Annotated in this window: 18 protein-coding genes; 7 read left to right on the top strand and 11 right to left on the bottom strand. The window is 70.5% G+C overall.

What is annotated here, in order from left to right; all coding sequences use genetic code 11:
- Positions 1 to 15: 15 nt before the first annotated feature.
- Positions 16 to 759, bottom strand: coding sequence for a cysteate racemase (gene cuyB, locus NGJ44_RS21070; RefSeq protein ID WP_251865595.1), 744 nt, complete (start codon positions 757 to 759; stop codon positions 16 to 18).
- Between the two features lie 159 nt (positions 760 to 918).
- The gene (locus NGJ44_RS21065; protein WP_053245145.1) at positions 919 to 1533 is read right to left on the bottom strand and encodes a glutathione S-transferase family protein; all 615 of its coding nucleotides are present in this window, start codon (positions 1531 to 1533) and stop codon (positions 919 to 921) included.
- A 110-nt stretch (positions 1534 to 1643) separates the two neighbouring features.
- Here NGJ44_RS21065 and NGJ44_RS21060 point away from each other — a divergent pair, with 110 nt between their 5' ends.
- Positions 1644 to 2837 carry a PQQ-dependent sugar dehydrogenase gene (locus tag NGJ44_RS21060; protein ID WP_251865593.1) on the top strand — a complete coding sequence of 398 codons (1194 nt, stop codon included), beginning with the start codon at positions 1644 to 1646 and terminating at the stop codon, positions 2835 to 2837.
- Position 2838: 1 nt separating this feature from the next.
- Positions 2839 to 3477 carry a glutathione S-transferase family protein gene (locus NGJ44_RS21055; RefSeq protein ID WP_251865591.1) on the top strand — a complete coding sequence of 213 codons (639 nt, stop codon included), beginning with the start codon at positions 2839 to 2841 and terminating at the stop codon, positions 3475 to 3477.
- Positions 3478 to 3480: 3 nt separating this feature from the next.
- Here NGJ44_RS21055 and NGJ44_RS21050 read toward each other — a convergent pair whose 3' ends face one another.
- Together NGJ44_RS21050 and NGJ44_RS21045 are read right to left on the bottom strand one after the other, a co-directional pair.
- Positions 3481 to 4392 (bottom strand): DMT family transporter, encoded by a 912-nt coding sequence (locus NGJ44_RS21050; RefSeq protein WP_053246166.1) that lies wholly within the window; start codon positions 4390 to 4392, stop codon positions 3481 to 3483.
- A 64-nt stretch (positions 4393 to 4456) separates the two neighbouring features.
- A complete protein-coding gene (locus tag NGJ44_RS21045) occupies positions 4457 to 4831 on the bottom strand; it encodes a DUF423 domain-containing protein (RefSeq protein WP_053245146.1) in 375 nt (124 codons plus the stop codon).
- A gap of 209 nt (positions 4832 to 5040) precedes the next feature.
- Here NGJ44_RS21045 and parS point away from each other — a divergent pair, with 209 nt between their 5' ends.
- A complete protein-coding gene (gene parS / locus NGJ44_RS21040; RefSeq protein WP_053246167.1) occupies positions 5041 to 5520 on the top strand; it encodes a type II RES/Xre toxin-antitoxin system antitoxin in 480 nt (159 codons plus the stop codon).
- Positions 5517 to 6029 carry an RES family NAD+ phosphorylase gene (locus NGJ44_RS21035; RefSeq protein WP_053246168.1) on the top strand — a complete coding sequence of 171 codons (513 nt, stop codon included), beginning with the start codon at positions 5517 to 5519 and terminating at the stop codon, positions 6027 to 6029. The genes parS and NGJ44_RS21035 overlap by 4 nt, the downstream gene beginning before the upstream one ends.
- A 19-nt stretch (positions 6030 to 6048) precedes the next feature.
- Here NGJ44_RS21035 and NGJ44_RS21030 read toward each other — a convergent pair whose 3' ends face one another.
- Both NGJ44_RS21030 and NGJ44_RS21025 read right to left on the bottom strand, forming a co-directional pair.
- Positions 6049 to 7110, bottom strand: a complete 1062-nt coding sequence (locus NGJ44_RS21030) for an alcohol dehydrogenase (RefSeq protein ID WP_053246169.1) — start codon at positions 7108 to 7110, stop codon at positions 6049 to 6051.
- Between the two features lie 24 nt (positions 7111 to 7134).
- Entirely contained in the window at positions 7135 to 8343 is a 1209-nt protein-coding gene (locus NGJ44_RS21025) for an ABC transporter substrate-binding protein (protein WP_251865589.1), read from the bottom strand.
- 185 nt (positions 8344 to 8528) lie between these two features.
- Between NGJ44_RS21025 and NGJ44_RS21020 the strand changes: the two genes are divergently transcribed.
- Positions 8529 to 9269 carry an IclR family transcriptional regulator gene (locus tag NGJ44_RS21020; RefSeq protein ID WP_053246170.1) on the top strand — a complete coding sequence of 247 codons (741 nt, stop codon included), beginning with the start codon at positions 8529 to 8531 and terminating at the stop codon, positions 9267 to 9269.
- Positions 9270 to 9279: 10 nt separating this feature from the next.
- Here the strand turns inward: NGJ44_RS21020 and rocF are convergent, their stop codons facing one another.
- Positions 9280 to 10209: an arginase gene (gene rocF, locus NGJ44_RS21015; protein WP_235490879.1), complete on the bottom strand. Its 930-nt coding sequence runs from the start codon at positions 10207 to 10209 to the stop codon at positions 9280 to 9282.
- 22 nt (positions 10210 to 10231) lie between these two features.
- Positions 10232 to 11452, bottom strand: coding sequence for an ornithine--oxo-acid transaminase (gene rocD / locus NGJ44_RS21010; protein WP_251865588.1), 1221 nt, complete (start codon positions 11450 to 11452; stop codon positions 10232 to 10234).
- Positions 11453 to 11626: 174 nt separating this feature from the next.
- Here rocD and NGJ44_RS21005 point away from each other — a divergent pair, with 174 nt between their 5' ends.
- Positions 11627 to 12451, top strand: coding sequence for a MetQ/NlpA family ABC transporter substrate-binding protein (locus NGJ44_RS21005; protein WP_251865586.1), 825 nt, complete (start codon positions 11627 to 11629; stop codon positions 12449 to 12451).
- Between the two features lie 14 nt (positions 12452 to 12465).
- Here the strand turns inward: NGJ44_RS21005 and NGJ44_RS21000 are convergent, their stop codons facing one another.
- Positions 12466 to 13665: an MFS transporter gene (locus tag NGJ44_RS21000; RefSeq protein WP_251865583.1), complete on the bottom strand. Its 1200-nt coding sequence runs from the start codon at positions 13663 to 13665 to the stop codon at positions 12466 to 12468.
- Positions 13666 to 13756: 91 nt separating this feature from the next.
- Between NGJ44_RS21000 and NGJ44_RS20995 the strand changes: the two genes are divergently transcribed.
- Positions 13757 to 14212, top strand: coding sequence for an Lrp/AsnC family transcriptional regulator (locus NGJ44_RS20995; protein ID WP_251865581.1), 456 nt, complete (start codon positions 13757 to 13759; stop codon positions 14210 to 14212).
- Positions 14213 to 14243: 31 nt separating this feature from the next.
- Here the strand turns inward: NGJ44_RS20995 and NGJ44_RS20990 are convergent, their stop codons facing one another.
- Together NGJ44_RS20990 and NGJ44_RS20985 are read right to left on the bottom strand one after the other, a co-directional pair.
- Positions 14244 to 15413: a metallophosphoesterase gene (locus tag NGJ44_RS20990; RefSeq protein ID WP_251865579.1), complete on the bottom strand. Its 1170-nt coding sequence runs from the start codon at positions 15411 to 15413 to the stop codon at positions 14244 to 14246.
- A 33-nt stretch (positions 15414 to 15446) separates the two neighbouring features.
- A complete protein-coding gene (locus tag NGJ44_RS20985; RefSeq protein WP_251865606.1) occupies positions 15447 to 16622 on the bottom strand; it encodes an alpha-hydroxy acid oxidase in 1176 nt (391 codons plus the stop codon).
- Positions 16623 to 16659 lie beyond the last annotated feature (37 nt).

Genomic DNA, 16659 nt, shown 5'->3' with positions numbered 1-16659 from the left:
GGAAGGGAGGCCGCCTCACGCGGCCAGCCTTTCCTCGGGCTCGCGAGCCTGGTAGCGGGCGATGGCGGCGCGCGCGAGCGCGTCGATCGAATCGGTGAGCGGCACCCCCAGGCCGGGCCGCAGCGCATGCGGCACGGCCAGCGGCAGTTCGGTGCAGCCCAACACCACCGCGTCCGCGCCGCGCGCCTTCAGGCTGCCGATGCAGCGGGCGGCGGGCGCGTAGGCGTCTTCGAGCTGGTTGGCCTTGACCGCGCGGATGGAAGCCATGCAGTCGCGTTCGACTTCGTCGTCGAAAGGCACGAGGCATTCGTAGCCGCGCGCTTCGAGGTGGCGCTGGTACAGGCCGAGCTTGAGCGTGGCGGCCGTGCCCATGAGGCCGATGCGCCCGCGCGGCAAGCCCATGCGCCGCAGGTCGTCGGCCACGGCTTCGATGATGTGCAGCACCGGCACGCGGGTGGCCGCGGCGATCTGCTCGTACCAGAGGTGAGCGGTGTTGCAGGGAATGGCGATCAGTTCCGCGCCCGCGTGTTCGAGGAAGCGCACGCCTTCGACCATGTGGGGCAGGGGATTCTCGCCGCCCGCCATGTGGGCGCTGGAGCGGTCGGGGATGCGGGGATCGTTGCGCAGCAGGGTGGGAATGTGCGCCTGGTCGGAATCGGCGGGCGTCAGCGCCGCCAGACGCAGGGCGAAGGCCGCGCCCGCCATGGGCCCCATGCCGCCCAATACGCCCAGGTAACAGCCCTGGGATTGACTACTCACGTTGAATGCTCCGAGGTATTGCGAGCCCCGCCATTGCGCCGGCACGCCCGCCAGTACAGAAACCGAATGAGAGGCGCCGCCGCGGCCGGGCCGGGCGGCGCCTGTGCACATCATACTCCTGTATCCGGGTTTACCCCAGTGCCCGCGAGTTGGGCCGGCTCAGGCCAGCCCTTCTTTCCCGAGCGCCGACCGCACGGCGGGGTCGGCGTCCATGCGCCGCGAGAAAGCGGCCAGGTTGGCCTGGCCCGAGAGGTCCACTTGCTTGGCGTGTGCCCAGCGCAGCACCACGTAGAGGTAGGCGTCGGCGATGGAGGGCGCGTCGCCCGCCAGGTAGGGCCGGCCTTCGAGCCGTTCGTTCACCAGGGCGAACAGCTTGGTCAGCATGCGGGAGGCCGAGGCCGCCAGTTCCTGCTGGGCGGCCGCTTCGCTCACGTAGCGCTGCGGCCCGAAGAGCAGCGAGAAGGTCTTGTGCACGTCGGAATTCAGGAAACCCAGCCAGCGGCGCACTTCGGCGCGCGAATGCGCCGAGCCGTCGCCCATGAGCTTGCCCTGGGGCGCCTGCTCGGCCAGGTACTCGAGAATGGCCGCGTTCTGGGTCAGCGTCCAGTCGCCTTCGGTCAGCGCGGGCACCGCGCCCAGCGGGTTGATCTTCAGGTATTCGGGGCTCTTGAGCTCCTCGCGGCTGAGCCGGTGCGACTCATAAGGCTTGCCGATCCATTCGAGAATGATGTGGGAAGCGAGCGAGCACGCGCCAGGCATGTAGTACAGTTTCATCAGTTGAGTCTCCTGGAAGGATGCGGGGGAAGATATCGTTCCTCCCGCGGCGCATATGGTACGCCGCCGGGCCCGCGCGTTCCTTTCCCCACTGTCGCGGAGGCCGTTCCATGTTTCCCCGATTGCCCGCCCGTGCGAGGCCGCTTTCCGCGTCGACGCGCCCCGGGGCCCGCGCGAGGGTCCGGCTTCTGGTTCTCCTGGCATTGAGCGCCGCGCCGTTCCTTCCGGCTTCCGGCCCGGCCCAGGCCGCCGGCCCCCAGGCGCGCGTCACCGTGGTGGCGCAGGGCCTGGAGCACCCGTGGTCGCTGGCCTTTCTGCCGGACGGCGCCATGCTCATCACCGAAAGGCCGGGGCGGCTGCGCCTGCTGCGCGACGGCCGGCTCTCGCCGCCGCTGGCCGGCGTGCCCGAGGTGGCGGCGCAGGGGCAGGGCGGGCTTCTCGACGTGGCGCTGCCGCCCGGCTTCTCCCGCAACCGCTATGTCTATCTTTCCTATGCGGAATCCGACGGCAAGCGCAGCGGCACGGCGGTGGGCCGGGGCCGGCTGTCCGACGACGGCCGCGCCCTGGAGGATTTCCGCGTGCTGTTCCGCCAGGCGCCCAAGCTCTCCACCGGCGTGCACTACGGCGCGCGCCTGGTGTTCGACGGCAGGGGCTATCTGTACATCTCGCTGGGCGAAAACTACCAGCGCATGGCCGCGCAGGACCTGGACAAGCTGCAGGGCAAGATCGTGCGCCTGCGCGAAGACGGCTCGGTGCCGCCCGACAACCCTTACGCCGGCAAGCCGGGCGCACGCGCCGAAATCTGGTCCTACGGCCATCGCAATCCGCAGGGCCTGGCGCTGCATCCCCGCACCGGCCAACTCTGGGAGAGCGAGCACGGGCCGCGCGGCGGCGACGAAGTCAATCTCGTCAAGCGCGGCGCCAACTACGGCTGGCCGCTGGCGACCTACGGCATCGACTATTCGGGCCGGCCCATCCCCGAGGCCCGGGGCGGCGAGGCGCCGGGCACCGAGCAGCCGCTCTACTGGTGGAAGCAATCGCCGGCCATCAGCGGCATGGCGTTCTACGATGCGGACCGCTTCCCGGCATGGCGCAACTCGCTGTTCCTGGGCGCGCTGGCCGACCGCGACCTGATCCGGCTGACCCTGGACGGCCACAAGGTGGTGGCCGAGGAGCGGTTGCTGGGAGAGCGTTCCAGCCGCATCCGCGACGTGCGCCAGGGACCGGACGGCTATGTCTATGTGCTGACCGACGCTTCCCCCGGCGAATTGCTGAGGGTGGCGCCGGCGCAACCGGGAGAGTGACATGAAACCGTATGAACTCATCGGCTCCATGGGCTGCGGTTCGGCCATCGTCGAGATGGCCCTGGCGCTGGCCCGCGTGCCCCACACGCTGACGGACATTCCCTATCTCAAGCCCGGGCCGCAGCGCGACCGGCTGCTGCGCATCAATCCGCTGGGGCAGGTGCCCACCATGGTGACGCCCGACGGCGAAGTGCTGACCGAGAGCGCGGCCATGATGCTGCACCTGCACGACGTGGCGCCTCGGGCCGGGCTGGCGCCGCCGTCCGACGACCCCGCGCGGCCCCGCTTCCTGAACCTGCTGATCCGGCTGGTCGCGGCCGTCTATCCGACCTTCACCTATGGCGACGACCCGCCCCAGTGGACCGGCCCGGGGCCCGCCGCGGAGCATCTGCGCGCGCGCGTGCACGCGCGGCGGGCGGACATCTGGCAGGAGATCGAGCGCTACGCCGGCGCGCCGCACATGCTGGGCGCGCGCTTTTCCGCGCTGGATCTGTACCTGGCGGTCATGACGCGCTGGCGTCCGGGGCCCGCCTGGTTTGCCGAGTACTGCCCGGCGCTGTCGGCCGTGGCGCGCGCCGCGGCCGAGAAGCCGGAAGTGGCCGGCGTGCTGGCGCGGCATTTTCCGCCGCCGACGGAGTAGGGCTCAGCCCCGGCCGCCCCGCGCCGCCTTGGCGCTGCGGGTTTCGCGCAGCGCGATGTACACGCCGCTTCCCGCAATGAAGAGCGCCCCCACGAAGGCGTAGGCATCGGGCGTCTCGTGCCAGAAGATCCAGCCGATCAGCGTGGCCCAGATGAGGCCGGTGTAGTCGAAGGGCGCGACCACGGAGGCGGGCGCGATGCGGAACGCCTGCGTGATGAAGGCCAGGCCCAGGGTGGAAAACAGCGCCACCGCCGCGAAACGGGGCAGGTGCGCGGGTTCGGGCGCCTGCCAGACCCAGGGCAGGGTGACGGCGCTGCAGACGAGCTGCCCGGCCACGATATAGAACGTGGTGGTGAGCATGCCTTCGCCCTGGCCGATGCCGCGCGCGGTAATCATCATTACCGCGTACAGCATCGCCGTGGCCAGGGGCAGCAGGGTGGCCGCCTGGAAGGCCGAGGTGCCGGGGCGCACGATGATCAGCACGCCCGCGAAGCCGGCCAGCACGGCCAGCCAGCGACGGCCGTCCACCTGCTCTTTCAGCAGCAGCACCGACAGGGCCGTCACGAAGAGCGGCGCCGCGAATGCGATGGCCGTGGCCTCGGCCAGCGGCAACGCGCGCAGCCCGAGATAGAAGCAGGTGGCCGATATCACGTTGATGGCGCCGCGCAGCAGGTGCAGGCCGGGGTGCGCCGTGCGCAGGATGCGGCGCCCGCCGAGCGCCAGGGCGATGCCGGCCACCGCCGGCAGCGCGATCAGCGCGCGCAGGAACAGAATCTGCAGCGGGCTGTAGTGCGCGCCCAGCCATTTTGCGTTGGCGTCGCTGAGCGTCAGGAAGAAAATGCCGCCCACGATGCAGGCGATGCCAGCCGCATGGGACGCGGGGCGGCGGGCGGCAAGGGTACAGGAGTCGGACATACTGCGTGGAAAAAGGGCGGCCTGCCGCCGCCGGAAAGGGAGAAAAACGATTGCGGGCGCGGCTTCAGGCCGCGCGCCAGGCGGCCCAGGCCACCATGGCCCAGGCGGCGAGAAAGGCCGTGCCCCCCACGGGCGTGATGGCGCCCAGCCAATGGGTGCCGGTCAGGGCCAGCACGTACAGGCTGCCGGAAAACAGCACGATGCCCGCGAACATGACCGCGCCGGCGGCGGAAAGCAGCGGCGAGCCGAAGCGCGCGCCCAGCAGGGCCACGATGAACAGGCCCAGCGCGTGGAGCAGGTGATAGAGCACGCCGGTCTGCCACACGGAAAGCAGTTCGGGCGTGAGCATGCGCTTGAGCCCGTGCGCGCCGAACGCGCCCGCGCCCACGGCCGCGATCATGTTGAGCGCCGCGAGAACGGTGAGTTGCCTGTCGGTCATGGAGTGCCTCGTTGTGCGAAAAAGTCCTGGAGATGGGGACGCCGCCTATGATACGCATTCTCCCCGGCCCCGGCCCAGGCGTCGGATCGGGCATGTCCATGTTCCTGGCAATGGAATTCCATATGAGCTAAAATAAATTCCAATTGGAAACAAGGGCTGCCGGGTCCGGGCCATCCGGCCAGGGCGGGCGCCCGAGCCAGGAGGTTCGCATGTCTACCGCACTTGCCGAGAAAGTCCCGGGCCGTAAGACGCCTCCCCGCGCACCGGGCCGGGTGGCCGGCCGTTCGCGCCAGCTCTTCCTGGAGCTGGTCGACAGCCCGCTCAAGGACATGGCGCGCGACGTGCGCCGCGGCCTGCCCGCGCGCATGGTGGACGACGCCGCCGATTTCCTGGGCGTGCCCAAATCCGAAATCATGGCCATTGCGGAGGTCAAGCCGGCGTCGCTGTCGCGCTGGACGCGCGAAGGCCAGGCGCTGCCGCTGGGCGAATCCGACCGCCTGGCCCGCGTGGCCCGCGTGACACGAGTCGCCCGCCAGGTGCTGGGCAGCGACGAAGAAGCCGTGCTCTGGCTCAACACGCCGGTGCCCGCGCTGGGCAACGTCAAGCCCCTGTCTTTGCTCACGTCCGACGCCAGCACCCGCATCGTGGAAGACACGCTCACGCGCGCCGCCGCGGGCGTGTACGCATGAGCCGCGGCGTTTCGCTCTGGCGCATCGGCACCACCGCGGGCAAGTACCGCGCCGACGACCTGAGCGGCGCGGGCGCGGCGGCGGTGGGCGGGCGCTACAACAGTCCGGGCACCGCCGTGGTCTACACCTCCTCGAGCGTGTCGCTGGCGGTGCTGGAAACCGTGGTGCATTTCGGGGCGCGCGCCTCGGCGCAGGCCAACCGCTACCTCATCGAGCTGTCGGTGCCGCTCCAGGTGTACGAAGACCGCCAGATCCTCACCGTGGAGCAGCTCGAGCGGGATTATCCCTTCTGGGACGCGGTGCCCTTTGCCGAAGCCTCGCAGGCCGTGGGCGACAACTGGGTGGCCTCGGGCGTGTCGGCGCTGCTGCAGCTGCCCAGCGCCATCGTGCCGTGCAGCGGGGTGCCCGACTGCAACGTGCTCATCAATCCCGCGCATCCCGACGCCGGGCGCATCCAGGTCGCCCGGCGCGAGAAGTTCGTCTACGACCCCCGGCTCAAGCCGGCCTGAACCGGGAGCGCCGCGCGGATCAGGCCTGGGTCAGCACGGCCCGGCCCAGCACCTTGCCGGCGCGCAGCGAGCCCAGCACGCTGTCGGCCTGTTCCAGCGCGTAGCGGTGCACCTGCATGGGCGGCACCTTGCCGGCGCGCACGAGTTCCATCAGCTCGCGCAGTTCGGCCAGGTTGCCCACATAGCTGCCGATGATGGACAGGGCTTTCATGGGAATGAGCGCGACCGGCCAGGTGACCGCGCCGCCGAACAGGCCCACGATGACGAGCTTGCCGCCCTTGGCCAGGAAGTCAAAGGCCATGGTGGCGGTGGAGGGCGCGCCCACCAGGTCGATCGCCGCCCGCAGGGGCTTGCCGCCATTGGCCTGGAGGATCTGTTGCGCGGCGTCGGGCGCGGCGCCGTCGATGGCGGCCAGGGCGCCGGCGGCCAGCGCCGCTTCGCGCTTGGCGGGGTCGATGTCCACCACGATGGCGCCCGCGCCGCCCAGCGCCTTGATGATGGTCAGGCTCATCAGGCCCAACCCGCCCGCGCCGAAGATCACCACGGGATTGTCGCGGTAGACGGCTTCGCCGATTTTCTTCAGCGCGGAGTAGGTGGTCAGGCCCGAGCAGGCGTAGGGCGCGATCTGCGCGGGGTCCAGCTCGCCGATGTCGATGAGGTAGCGCGGGTGCGGCACCACGATGTGGTCGGCGTAGCCGCCGGGCCGGTGCACGCCCAGGCAGGCCGGCTGGGCGCAATGGTTTTCCTGGCCGGCCAGGCAGGTCGCGCACTGGCCGCAGCCGATCCACGGATAGACGAGATAGTTGCGGCCTTTTTCCACGCCCTGGGCCTCGGGGCCGGCCGCTTCCACGGTGCCCACCGTTTCGTGGCCCATGGTCAGGGGCAGCGACACCCCCCTGTCCTTGAGCGACAGGGTGCGGCCCTGACCGAGGTCGTAGCCGCCTTCCCAGAGGTGGATGTCGCTATGGCAGACGCCGGCGGCGCGCACGCGCAGCAGCACCTGCGAACCCGTGGGCCGCGGCGTGGGCTGCTCCATCTCGCGCAGCGATTCGCGGAAATTGACGACGCAATAGCACTTCATGGACTTGTCTCCTGGTTGCGGTTCTTATTTCTTCACCAGCGGGCATTCGCTGTCGGCCAGCGAAACGAACACCTGGTCGCCGGGCACGGTGGACAGAATGCGGTAGTAATCGCCTTCATACTTGGACTCGGACGGCTTTTTCACTTCCACCAGGTACAAGTCCATGATGACGCGCCCGTCTTCCGGACGGATGCGGGCATTCTTTATCAGTTTGGTCGTGATAGGCAACTCGCGCATCTTCTTGTTGACCGCCTCGCCCTCGAAAGTGCCGGCGGCCTGCGCGGCCTGCAGGTAATGCGTGGTGGCCACGTAGCTCAGCGCCTGCACGATCGAGGGCGGCCTGGTCACACCCATTTTCTGCTGCCAGCGGCGCGTCCAGGCGCGCGTGTCTTCGTCGGCGTCCCAGTAGAAGCCGGTGGGAAAGGTCAGCCCCTGCGCCACGGGCAGGCCCATGGCGCGCACGTCGTTGATGAACGTGAGAAAGGTGAGCAGGCGCTGCTTGCCGCCCCCCAGGCCGAATTCCTGCGCCTGCTTGATGAGGTTGACCAGGTCGCCGCCGGCGCTGGCCAGGCCCACCACCTGGGCCTGCGAAGACTGCGCCTGGATCAGGAAGGATGCGAAGTCCAGGGCCCCCAGCGGATGCCGCGTGCTGCCCAGCACCTTGCCGCCGGCCTGCTGCACAAAATGCGTGGCGTTGCTTTCCAGCGATTTGCCGAAGACGTAATCGGTGGTGATGAAATACCAGCTCTTGCCGCCTTTCTCGACCACGCTGCGCACCACGGCGTTGGACAGCGCATAGGTGTCGGGCGCCCACTGGGTGCTGAGGGGGCTGCACTGCTTGCCGCTGAAATCGCCCGCGAAACCGCCGCTGATGAGGGCGGTGCCGCCTTTTTCGCGCGCCACGCCCTGGGCCGCCAGGCCGGCCGAGCTGGCGCCGCCGTCCACCACCGCCACCAGGTTCTGCGTGTCGAACCAGCGCCGCACCAGGGCCGAGGCCACGTCGGCCTTGTTCTGGTTGTCCGCGCCGACGACTTCCACCGTCTTGCCGGCGACCTTGCCGCCGAAATCCTCCACGGCCATGCGCACGGCCATTTCGGAGCCCAGGCCGCCCAGGTCCGAATAGATGCCGGAACGGTCGTTCGATACGCCCAGGCGCACCACGTCGGCCTGGGCATGGGCCGCACAGGCGGCCAGTGTCGCGGCCAGGGCGGCCAGCAGGGGGTTGATACGCATCTTTCTTGTCTCCGCGGCCCTCGGGCCGTATTCAAGTTCTTGTCTGGATGATGCTGCGGTATCTTGCGGGCCGCCGGAAGCGGCTCCGGCTGCAGGAGTTTTCCTATATGTGAAGAAAAATTCCTGTGCAAGAATTTAGGTTCGCATCTGTGAAATGTCAACGTAGTGAAAAACCTGAGGCCGCCATGGAAGTGAAGCTCGTCGCCCGCACGCTGGACCTGGTTGAACTCTTTGCGCAGGAGCGCCGCCCCATGCCGCTGACGGAGCTGGCGCAGGGCCTGGGCGCCCCTATGTCGAGCTGCCTGGCGCTGGTGCGCACGTTGGTGGGGCGCGGCTATCTGTACGAGGTGCGCCGGCGCGGCGGCTATTACCCGACGCCGCGCCTGGCCGCGATGTGCGCGCTGATCCAGGACGGCGATCCGTGGCTGGAGCGGCTGCGGCCGCGGCTGGCGGCGCTGCGCGACGCCACCGGCGAAACCGCCATGCTCGGCAAGATCCAGGACGGCGCGGTGGTGTTTCTCGACGTGGCCGAGTCGGCGCAGCCGGTGCATTATGCGCCGCGCCCGGGCGCGCGGCGCCCCCTGCACACCAGCTCCGTGGCCAAGGCCATCCTGGCGCGCATGGCGCCGGCCGAGCGCGAGACGGTGCTGGCCGGGGTGTCCTACACCCGCTACACGCCGCGCACGCTGGACGGGCGGGTAGCCCTGCTGGAGGAGCTGCGGGCCACCGAAGCGCGCGGCTGGGCGGCCAACGTGGGCGAAAGCGTGGCCGACCTCACCGGCCTGGCCGTGGCGTTGGACCTGGCCGGCGAGTGGTATGCGTTCTGCGTCGCGGGGCCCACGCACCGCGTCTGGGAGGAGCGCGAGGCGCACGTGCGCAGCCTGCTGGACGCCGCCGGGGCCGCGCGCCAGTGGAGCGAGCGCTGAGCCGGGCGCGTCAGCCGCGCATCAGCGTGGATTTGCCGAACAGGCTCTCGATCAGGTCCACGGCCAGTTCCGCGGTGCGGTTGCGCACGTCGAAGGCGGGGTTGAGCTCCACCACGTCGAGCGAGCGCATCCGGCCCGTGTCGGCGATCATTTCCATGCAGAGCTGGGCCTCGCGGTAGGTCGGGCCGCCCGGCACGGTGGTGCCCACGCCGGGCGCGATGTCCGGATCGAGGAAGTCCACGTCGAAACTCACATGCAGGTGCGTGTCGGTGTCCAGCCCCTCGAGCGCGCGCTCCATGGTGGCGCGCATGCCCATTTCGTCGAGATAGCGCATGTCGAACACTTCCAGCCCCGCCTGGTGCACGAGGCGCTTTTCGCCCGCGTCCACGCTGCGTATGCCGATCTGCCGCACCCAGCCGGGCTGGATGTCGGGCGTCTGTCCCGACAGTCCGGTGATCTGCGCCGGCCCGTGGCCGCACAGGCAGGCCACCGGCATGCCGTGGATGTTGCCGGTGGGAGTCAGCTCGCGGGTGTTGAAGTCGGCATGCGCGTCCAGCCACAGCACGCGCAATTTCTTGCCGGTTTCGCGGCAGTGGCGCGCCACGGCGCTGATGGAGCCGATGGCCAGGCAGTGGTCGCCGCCCAGCAGCACAGGCAGGCGCCGCTGGCCCAGCTCGGCGTAGACGGCGTCGTGCACCGTGCGGGTCCAGGCGGCCACTTCGTCGAGGTGCCGGTAGCCGCCGCGCGGCGCCTGCCACGGATTGGGCGGCCCGTACAGGTTGCCGCGGTCGGCCACGGTATGGCCTTGCGCCTGGATGACCGCGTCCAGGCCGGCCACCCGCAACGCTTCGGGGCCCATGGAGGCGCCGCGCGCGCCGGCCCCGACATCGGTGGGCGCGCCGATCAGGGAAACGCAGGCGGGCAGGGGAGGATGGGACACGAGCAGACTCCTGGAACGGGGTTCAGGCCGACAGCACGGCTTCGAGCTGATCGCAGGCCCAGTCGATCTGATCCCGCGTGATGACCAGCGGAGGCGCCAGCCGCAAGGTGTGGCCATGCGTGTCCTTGACCAGCATGCCGCGCGCCAGCAGCCGCTCGCACCACCGGCGCGCGCCGCCGGCGTCCGGCTCCAGTTCGAGGGCCAGCATGAGGCCGCGCCCGCGCGCCTCGCGCACCGGGCCGGGCAGGGCGCGCAGGCGCTCCAGGAAGTATTCGCCCTGGCGCGCGGCGTTTTCGATCATGCCTTCCTCGACCAGCACGGCGAGCGCCGCGCGCGCCACCGCGCAGGCCAGCGGGTTGCCGCCGAAGGTGCTGCCGTGCTGCCCGGGCTGGAACACGCCCAGCACTTCGGCGTTGGACAGCACCGCCGACACCGGATAGAAACCGCCGGACAGCGCCTTGCCAATCAGCGTGACGTCGGCCTCGATGCCCTCGTGGGCCTCGGCCAGCAGCTTGCCGGTGCGGCCCAGGCCGGTCTGGATCTCGTCCAGGATCAGCGTGATGCCCTGCTCGGTGCAGCGCCGGCGCACCCGGGAAAAATAGCCGGGCGGCGGCAGGATGACGCCGGCCTCCCCCTGGATGGGTTCGGCCAGGAAAGCGACGGTGCGCGGCGTGATGGCGGCTTCGAAGGCCCCATAGTCGCCGAAGGGCACCACCCGGAAGCCGGGCGCGAACGGCCCGTAGCCGCCATAGGCGTCGGGGTCGGTCGAAAAGCCCACGATGCCCAGCGTGCGGCCGTGGAAGTTGTTGGCGCAGACGATGATCTCGGCCTCGCCGGGCGGCACGCCGCGCACTTCGTAGCCCCATTTGCGCACCGCCTTGATGGCGGTTTCCACTGCCTCGGCGCCGCTGTTCATGGGCAGGATCTTGTGCGCCCCGGTGAGCCGGGCCAGGTCTTCGTAGAAGGGCGCCATCTGGTCGTGGCGGAAGGCGCGCGAGGTCAGGGTGAGCCTGCGCGCCTGTTCTTCCATGGCGGCGAGGATGCGCGGGTGGCAATGCCCCTGGTTGACGGCGGAGTACGCGGACAGGCAGTCGAGGTACTTGCGGCCGTCCACGTCGTAGAGCCAGACGCCGCTGCCGCGCGAGATGACCACGTCCAGCGGATCATAGTTGTGGGCGCCGAGCTGGGCTTCCAGCCAGTCGCGGCGCTGTGCGCCGGCTGGAGGGGCAGGGTTCGCGCTCATGGTCGTCTCCTGGGCCTGCCTGGCCGATGGCTTATCTTAGGGCCTGCGCCGGGCGCTGAACACCCCGCGCCGCGGCGGGCCCGCGCAAGGCCGGACGGCGCGCAGGGACTTTGGGCAGAGGCGGCGCGGACTGCGGCAAAATAGAAAATTCTTCATTTCCCGGTGCGACGCTCCATGGCTGTGTCTTTTTTCATCCCGATTTTCAGGCGCGCGCTGGCGGCCGCGCTGCTCGGCCTGTCTCTTGCCGGCGCGGGCGCGCAGGCGCAGGACCAGCCTTTGCGCATCGGCGTCATTCCCAGCGTGGCCAACGAGGCCACCGAGCAGGCCATCGCCGAGGCGCGCCAGCAGGGGCTGGACGTGAAGCTCGTGGAATTCAGCGACTGGGTGCTGCCCAATATCGCAGTGGCCGACGGGTCGGTGGACGCCAATTTCTTCCAGCACGAGCCGTTTCTGCAGCTTTTCAACCAGCGGCGCGGCACGAAACTGCAGCCCGTCGCCTACGGCTATTCCACCACGATCGGCCTGTTCTCCAAGAAGCTCAAGAAGGGCGACCCGATTCCGCAGGGCGCGACCATCGCCGTGCCCAACGACCCCGTCAACACGGGCCGCGCGCTGCTGCTGCTGCGCGCCATGGGCCTGATCGAACTCAAGCCGGGCGCGGGCCACCAGGCCACGCTGCAGGACGTGACGTCCAATCCCAAGGGCATCAGGTTCGTGCAGATCGAAGGCTCGCAGTCGGCGCGCGCTTTCGACGACGTGACCGCCTCGGTCACCTACACCACCTTCGCCAAGCAGGCGGGGCTCGACGAAAAAGACGGGCTGGCCTTCGACAACACCGACCCCGACAACGTGCGCCGCTATGCCATCCGCTGGGTGGCCACGCCCGAGCGCGCGCACGATCCGCGCCTGCTGAAGTTCATCTCCATCTACCAGCAGTCGCCCCAAGTGAAGGCGACCCTGCGCCGGCTGTATGGCGACCTCATCGATTTTCCCTGGTAGGCCGGGGCGCGGCCTCAGGCGCGCGCGGCCGCATCGCCGCGGGCGCGGCGGCCGCGCGCATTGAGCTGCCAGTGCAGGCCCAGCGCGGCGGCGGCGGCCGCGCCGGCGGCCGACAGCCCCAGCGCGGAGAAGCCGGCGTGCGCGTAGACCGCGCCCGCGATGGCCGTGCCCAGGCTCGCTCCCAGATAGGTAGTGCAGGTGTTCAGGCCCAGCACCGCGCCGCGCGCCTGGGGCCGCGCCCGCGAGAGCAGCAGCACCAGCAGGTTCAGGCTGCATTGCGAGGCCGCGCCCCACGCCACGGCCACGGCCAGCACGGCGTGCAGGCTGCGCGTGGCGGCCGGCAGGCCCACGTACACCGCGGCGATGACCGCCAGCGCCAGCGGCAGCGCGCGGCGCGCGCCCAGCCGTTCGATCAGCGGCGCGCCCAGCAGGTCCGCCAGCAGGAAGCCGCCGCCATAGGCGCAGGCGATGAGTCCGGCCCGGCCGGCCGACAGCGCCAGCGTCTGGCGCACGTGGTCGGCAATGAAGGCATAGACGCCGTAGAACGCGGACGAGAAGGCCAGGCAGCCCAGCAGCAGCGCCGCCACCTCGCGCTGCGCCAGCGGCGCCAGCAGCCGCGACAGCCGCGCCGGCGCGGCGGCCGCATCGCGGCGTTCGGGCAGGCGGCGCAGGCCCGCCAGCGCAATGGCGGCGCACAGCGCCAGCACGCCGTAAGTGGCGCGCCAGCCGATGGCGTCGGACACCATGGCCGACAGCGGCACGCCGGCCACCAGCGACACCGACCAGCCCGAGATCACCCGGCCCAGCGTGCGCGCCTCGCGTCCGGGCGCCGCCACCAGCGTGGCCGAACCGTAGGCCGCCGGCAGGATCACGCCCGCCGCCGCGCCGGCCAGGGCCTGCGCGGCGCTCAACACCGCCCAGTGGGGCGACAGCGCCGACAGCGCCAGGGCGGCGATGAGCGCCACCATGGCGGCCAGCAGCGAGCGGCGCACGCCGTGCCGGTCGATGCGCGCGGCCAGGAACAGCGCGCTGGCCGCGGTCGCCGCGCCGTAGGCGGAAATGGCAGTGCTGACGGTGAGCGGCGAGGCGGACAACGAGCGCGCCACGTCGGAAAGTATGGGGCTTAGGGCCAGGCCGTTGGAGCCGACGACGCTGACGGCAAACATCAGCGCGGTCACGGGGGAGGAGGATCTGCGGGTACAACGATCAGACATGCCGCAATTCTATTGGAATAAAATAAGGGTTTACGCTGATTTTTCCTTATCTCATCAAAGTTCGAATGCCGTTAGGCAGAACTTCATTCCGATGGCAGACCTGGACGACCGCGACCGAAAACTGTTAACGCTGCTGGCGGCCGACGCCACGCCCAGCTACGCCGAACTGGGCAGGCAGCTCAATCTCTCGGCGCCCGCCGTGCACGAGCGCGTCAAGCGTCTCAAGCGCGACGGGCTCATCAAGAGCATCGCGGCGCGCCTGGACGGGGCGCGCATCGGCCGCCCGCTGCTGGCCTTCGTGCACGTGGACACGAACAACTGGACCATCACCCGGCAGGTGCTGGGCCTGGCAGAGCTCAGCGAGGTCGAGGAGATCCACACCATTACCGGCAAGAGCGCCATGCTGCTCAAGGTGCGGGTGCGCGACACCCAGGCGCTGGAGCAATTGCTGGCGCGCATCCACCAGATCGAAGGCATCACCAACACCACCAGCGACATCGCGCTGACGAGCTACCTGGAGCGCGGGCCGCTGCCGCAAGAGGGGTAGCGCGCCGCGATCCCGGATGCGGAGCCGCACGCTACGCGCGGCGGCCGCCCCGCAGCACCAGCCGCGTGATCTCCGACGGCGCGCCGAAGCGCTTGGGCGGGCCCCAGTAGCCCGTGCCGCGGCTGATGTAGAGCCACATCCGACCGCAGCGGTGCAGGCCGGCGGTGTAGGGCTGCTGGAAGCGCACGAAATAGCCCCAGGGGAAGAACTGGCCGCCGTGCGTGTGGCCGGAGAGCTGGAGATCGTAGCCGCAGGGTTCGGCGGCGATGGCGCTGCGCGGCTGGTGCGCCAGCAGCAGGCGCAGCCGTGCGTCGGCCGGGGCCCCGGCCAGGGCGGCGGCAGGGCTGCTGCGGTGCGCGGGCTCGTGGGCGCCGGCGCTGTAGTCCGTCACGCCGGCCACGACCACGGGCGCGCCGTCAGGGTGGATGAGCGCGTGTTCGTTCATGAGCACGCGCAGGCCCATGCGGCGGAACTGCGCCACCCAGGCTGTGGCGCCCGAATAATATTCGTGGTTGCCGGTAACCAGGTACACGCCGTAGGGCGCGCGCAGTTGCGCGAGCGGCGCGGCCTGGTCGGCCAGGTGGGCGACCGACCCGTCCACTACGTCGCCCGTGATGGCGACGAGGTCGGGGGCCTGAGCGTTGGCCGCGTCGACGATGGCCTGCACGTAGCGGCGCTTGATGGTGGGGCCGACGTGGATGTCGCTGAGCTGCAGGATGGTGAAGCCTTCCAGCGCCGGGTCCAGCCCGTCGATGGGAACCTCCACGGTAACGACCGCCGCGCGCCGCCGCGCGTTGTGGAAGCCGATGAGCGTGGCGGCGGCGGCCGCCCCGGCCACCGTCCACGCGCTCAGGCGCAGGATCTGCGGCCAGGGCGGCGACGCGCCCGCGGCCAGGCTGGCGAGCCAGGCGGGCAGCAGGACCGCGTCGCGCAGCACGGTGAAGACGAAGAGCGACGAGAACAGGCCCATGGTCGTGAGGCCCACCCAGGCGATGCGGTCGCCCCAGGGCGGGCGCACCGAAGCGCGGGCCAGCATGCCCAGCGCGATGAACACGCACGACAGGGCCAGGGCCACGATGGCCCCGGCGCGGGCGGGGCCGGCGGTCAGGGCGTCGGGAATGAGGCGCGCACCCACATAAACGTGGGCCAGCGCGCCCAGGGTGAGGAAACGCAGGAAAAAAGCGGACTGGCGCAGCGACACGGCAAGGGAGAGGGGCTGTGGGAAGCCCCCATTCTAGGGCCTGTATGCGTCAACCGGCTCCGGGCACGCGGCGCGCGCCAGCAGGCCGGGGCCGATTTCGTCGATGCGGTTTGCGCCCAGCATGGCCATGTTGCGGTCGACTTCCGCCGCCAGCAGCCGGATCGCGTGCTCCACGCCGGCCTGGCCCGCCACGGCGCAGGCGTAGTTGAAGGGGCGGCCCACGAAGACGAAGCGCGCGCCCAGCGCCAGCGCCTTGAGCACGTCGCCGCCGCGCCGCACGCCGCTGTCCATCATGACGGGCATGTCGCCGGCGGCCTGCACGACGGCGGGCAGCGCGTCCAGCGGGGCGATGGCGCCGTCGAGCTGGCGGCCGCCGTGGTTCGACACGATGACGCCGTCCACGCCGTGTTCGCGCGCCAGCGCGGCGTCGGCCGGATGCAGGATGCCCTTGATGACGAGCGTGCCTTGCCACTGGTCGCGGATGCGGCGCACATGGGTCCAGTTCAGGTGGTCGCGCGCGGTGAAGTCGCGCAGCACCGAAGCGGACAGAATGGGTGCGCCGCGCGTGGCGAAGGAGTTCTCGAAATGCGGCATGCCGTGGGCCAGCAGCGTGCGCAGGAAGGTGCCGGCCAGCCAGCGCGGGCGCGTGATGCCGTCCCAGGCCAGGCGCAGGCTGGGCTTGAGCGGCGTGGAGAATCCGGTGCGTATGTTGTTCTCGCGGTTGGCCGACACCGGAATGTCCACGGTGAGCACCAGGGTCCGGTAGCCGGCGCGCCGCGCGCGTTCGACCAGCGCGTCGATCCTGGCCGCATCGCCGGGCAGATAGGCCTGGAACCAGGTATCGGGCGCCTGCGCGATCACCTCTTCGAGCGGAATGAGCGATGTGCCGCTGAGAATGGCGGGAATGTTGAGCGCCTGGGCGGCGCGGGCCTGCGCGATGTCGCCGCGGTAGGCCGACAGCGCGCTCAATCCCATGGGCGCGATGCCGAAGGGCGAGTCGTAGCGGCGGCCGAACAGCGTGGTCTGCTGGCTGCGCGCCGACACGTCCACCAGCACGCGCGGCACGAAACCGTGACGGGCGAAGGCGCGCCGGTTGGCGTCGTGCGACTGGTTGTCCTCGGCCGCGCCCGCGATGTAGCCGAAGATGGGGCGCGGCAGGCGGCGGCGCGCGGCCGCCTCGAAATCGTTCAGGGACAGGATGCGCGACAGCGAGCGCGGCGCGCGGGCGGGGCGCGCTCGCTGTCGC

Source organism: Achromobacter sp. Marseille-Q4962, assembly GCF_943737005.1.
Lineage (GTDB): Bacteria > Pseudomonadota > Gammaproteobacteria > Burkholderiales > Burkholderiaceae_B > Achromobacter.
Note: the sequence above shows the minus strand (reverse complement) of the source record. Positions and strands in the feature narration are given on the sequence as shown.

Coding starts and splice junctions, on each gene's coding strand:
- NGJ44_RS21050 (WP_053246166.1), bottom strand. CDS start 4,392: ATGTCCGACTCCTGTACCCTTGCCGCCCGCCGCCCCGCGTCCCATGCG.
- NGJ44_RS21030 (WP_053246169.1), bottom strand. CDS start 7,110: ATGAAGTGCTATTGCGTCGTCAATTTCCGCGAATCGCTGCGCGAGATG.
- NGJ44_RS20995 (WP_251865581.1), top strand. CDS start 13,757: ATGGCAGACCTGGACGACCGCGACCGAAAACTGTTAACGCTGCTGGCG.
- NGJ44_RS21065 (WP_053245145.1), bottom strand. CDS start 1,533: ATGAAACTGTACTACATGCCTGGCGCGTGCTCGCTCGCTTCCCACATC.
- parS (WP_053246167.1), top strand. CDS start 5,041: ATGTCTACCGCACTTGCCGAGAAAGTCCCGGGCCGTAAGACGCCTCCC.
- NGJ44_RS21025 (WP_251865589.1), bottom strand. CDS start 8,343: ATGCGTATCAACCCCCTGCTGGCCGCCCTGGCCGCGACACTGGCCGCC.
- NGJ44_RS21000 (WP_251865583.1), bottom strand. CDS start 13,665: ATGTCTGATCGTTGTACCCGCAGATCCTCCTCCCCCGTGACCGCGCTG.
- NGJ44_RS21055 (WP_251865591.1), top strand. CDS start 2,839: ATGAAACCGTATGAACTCATCGGCTCCATGGGCTGCGGTTCGGCCATC.
- NGJ44_RS21005 (WP_251865586.1), top strand. CDS start 11,627: ATGGCTGTGTCTTTTTTCATCCCGATTTTCAGGCGCGCGCTGGCGGCC.
- rocD (WP_251865588.1), bottom strand. CDS start 11,452: ATGAGCGCGAACCCTGCCCCTCCAGCCGGCGCACAGCGCCGCGACTGG.
- NGJ44_RS21045 (WP_053245146.1), bottom strand. CDS start 4,831: ATGACCGACAGGCAACTCACCGTTCTCGCGGCGCTCAACATGATCGCG.
- NGJ44_RS21060 (WP_251865593.1), top strand. CDS start 1,644: ATGTTTCCCCGATTGCCCGCCCGTGCGAGGCCGCTTTCCGCGTCGACG.
- NGJ44_RS21020 (WP_053246170.1), top strand. CDS start 8,529: ATGGAAGTGAAGCTCGTCGCCCGCACGCTGGACCTGGTTGAACTCTTT.
- NGJ44_RS21035 (WP_053246168.1), top strand. CDS start 5,517: ATGAGCCGCGGCGTTTCGCTCTGGCGCATCGGCACCACCGCGGGCAAG.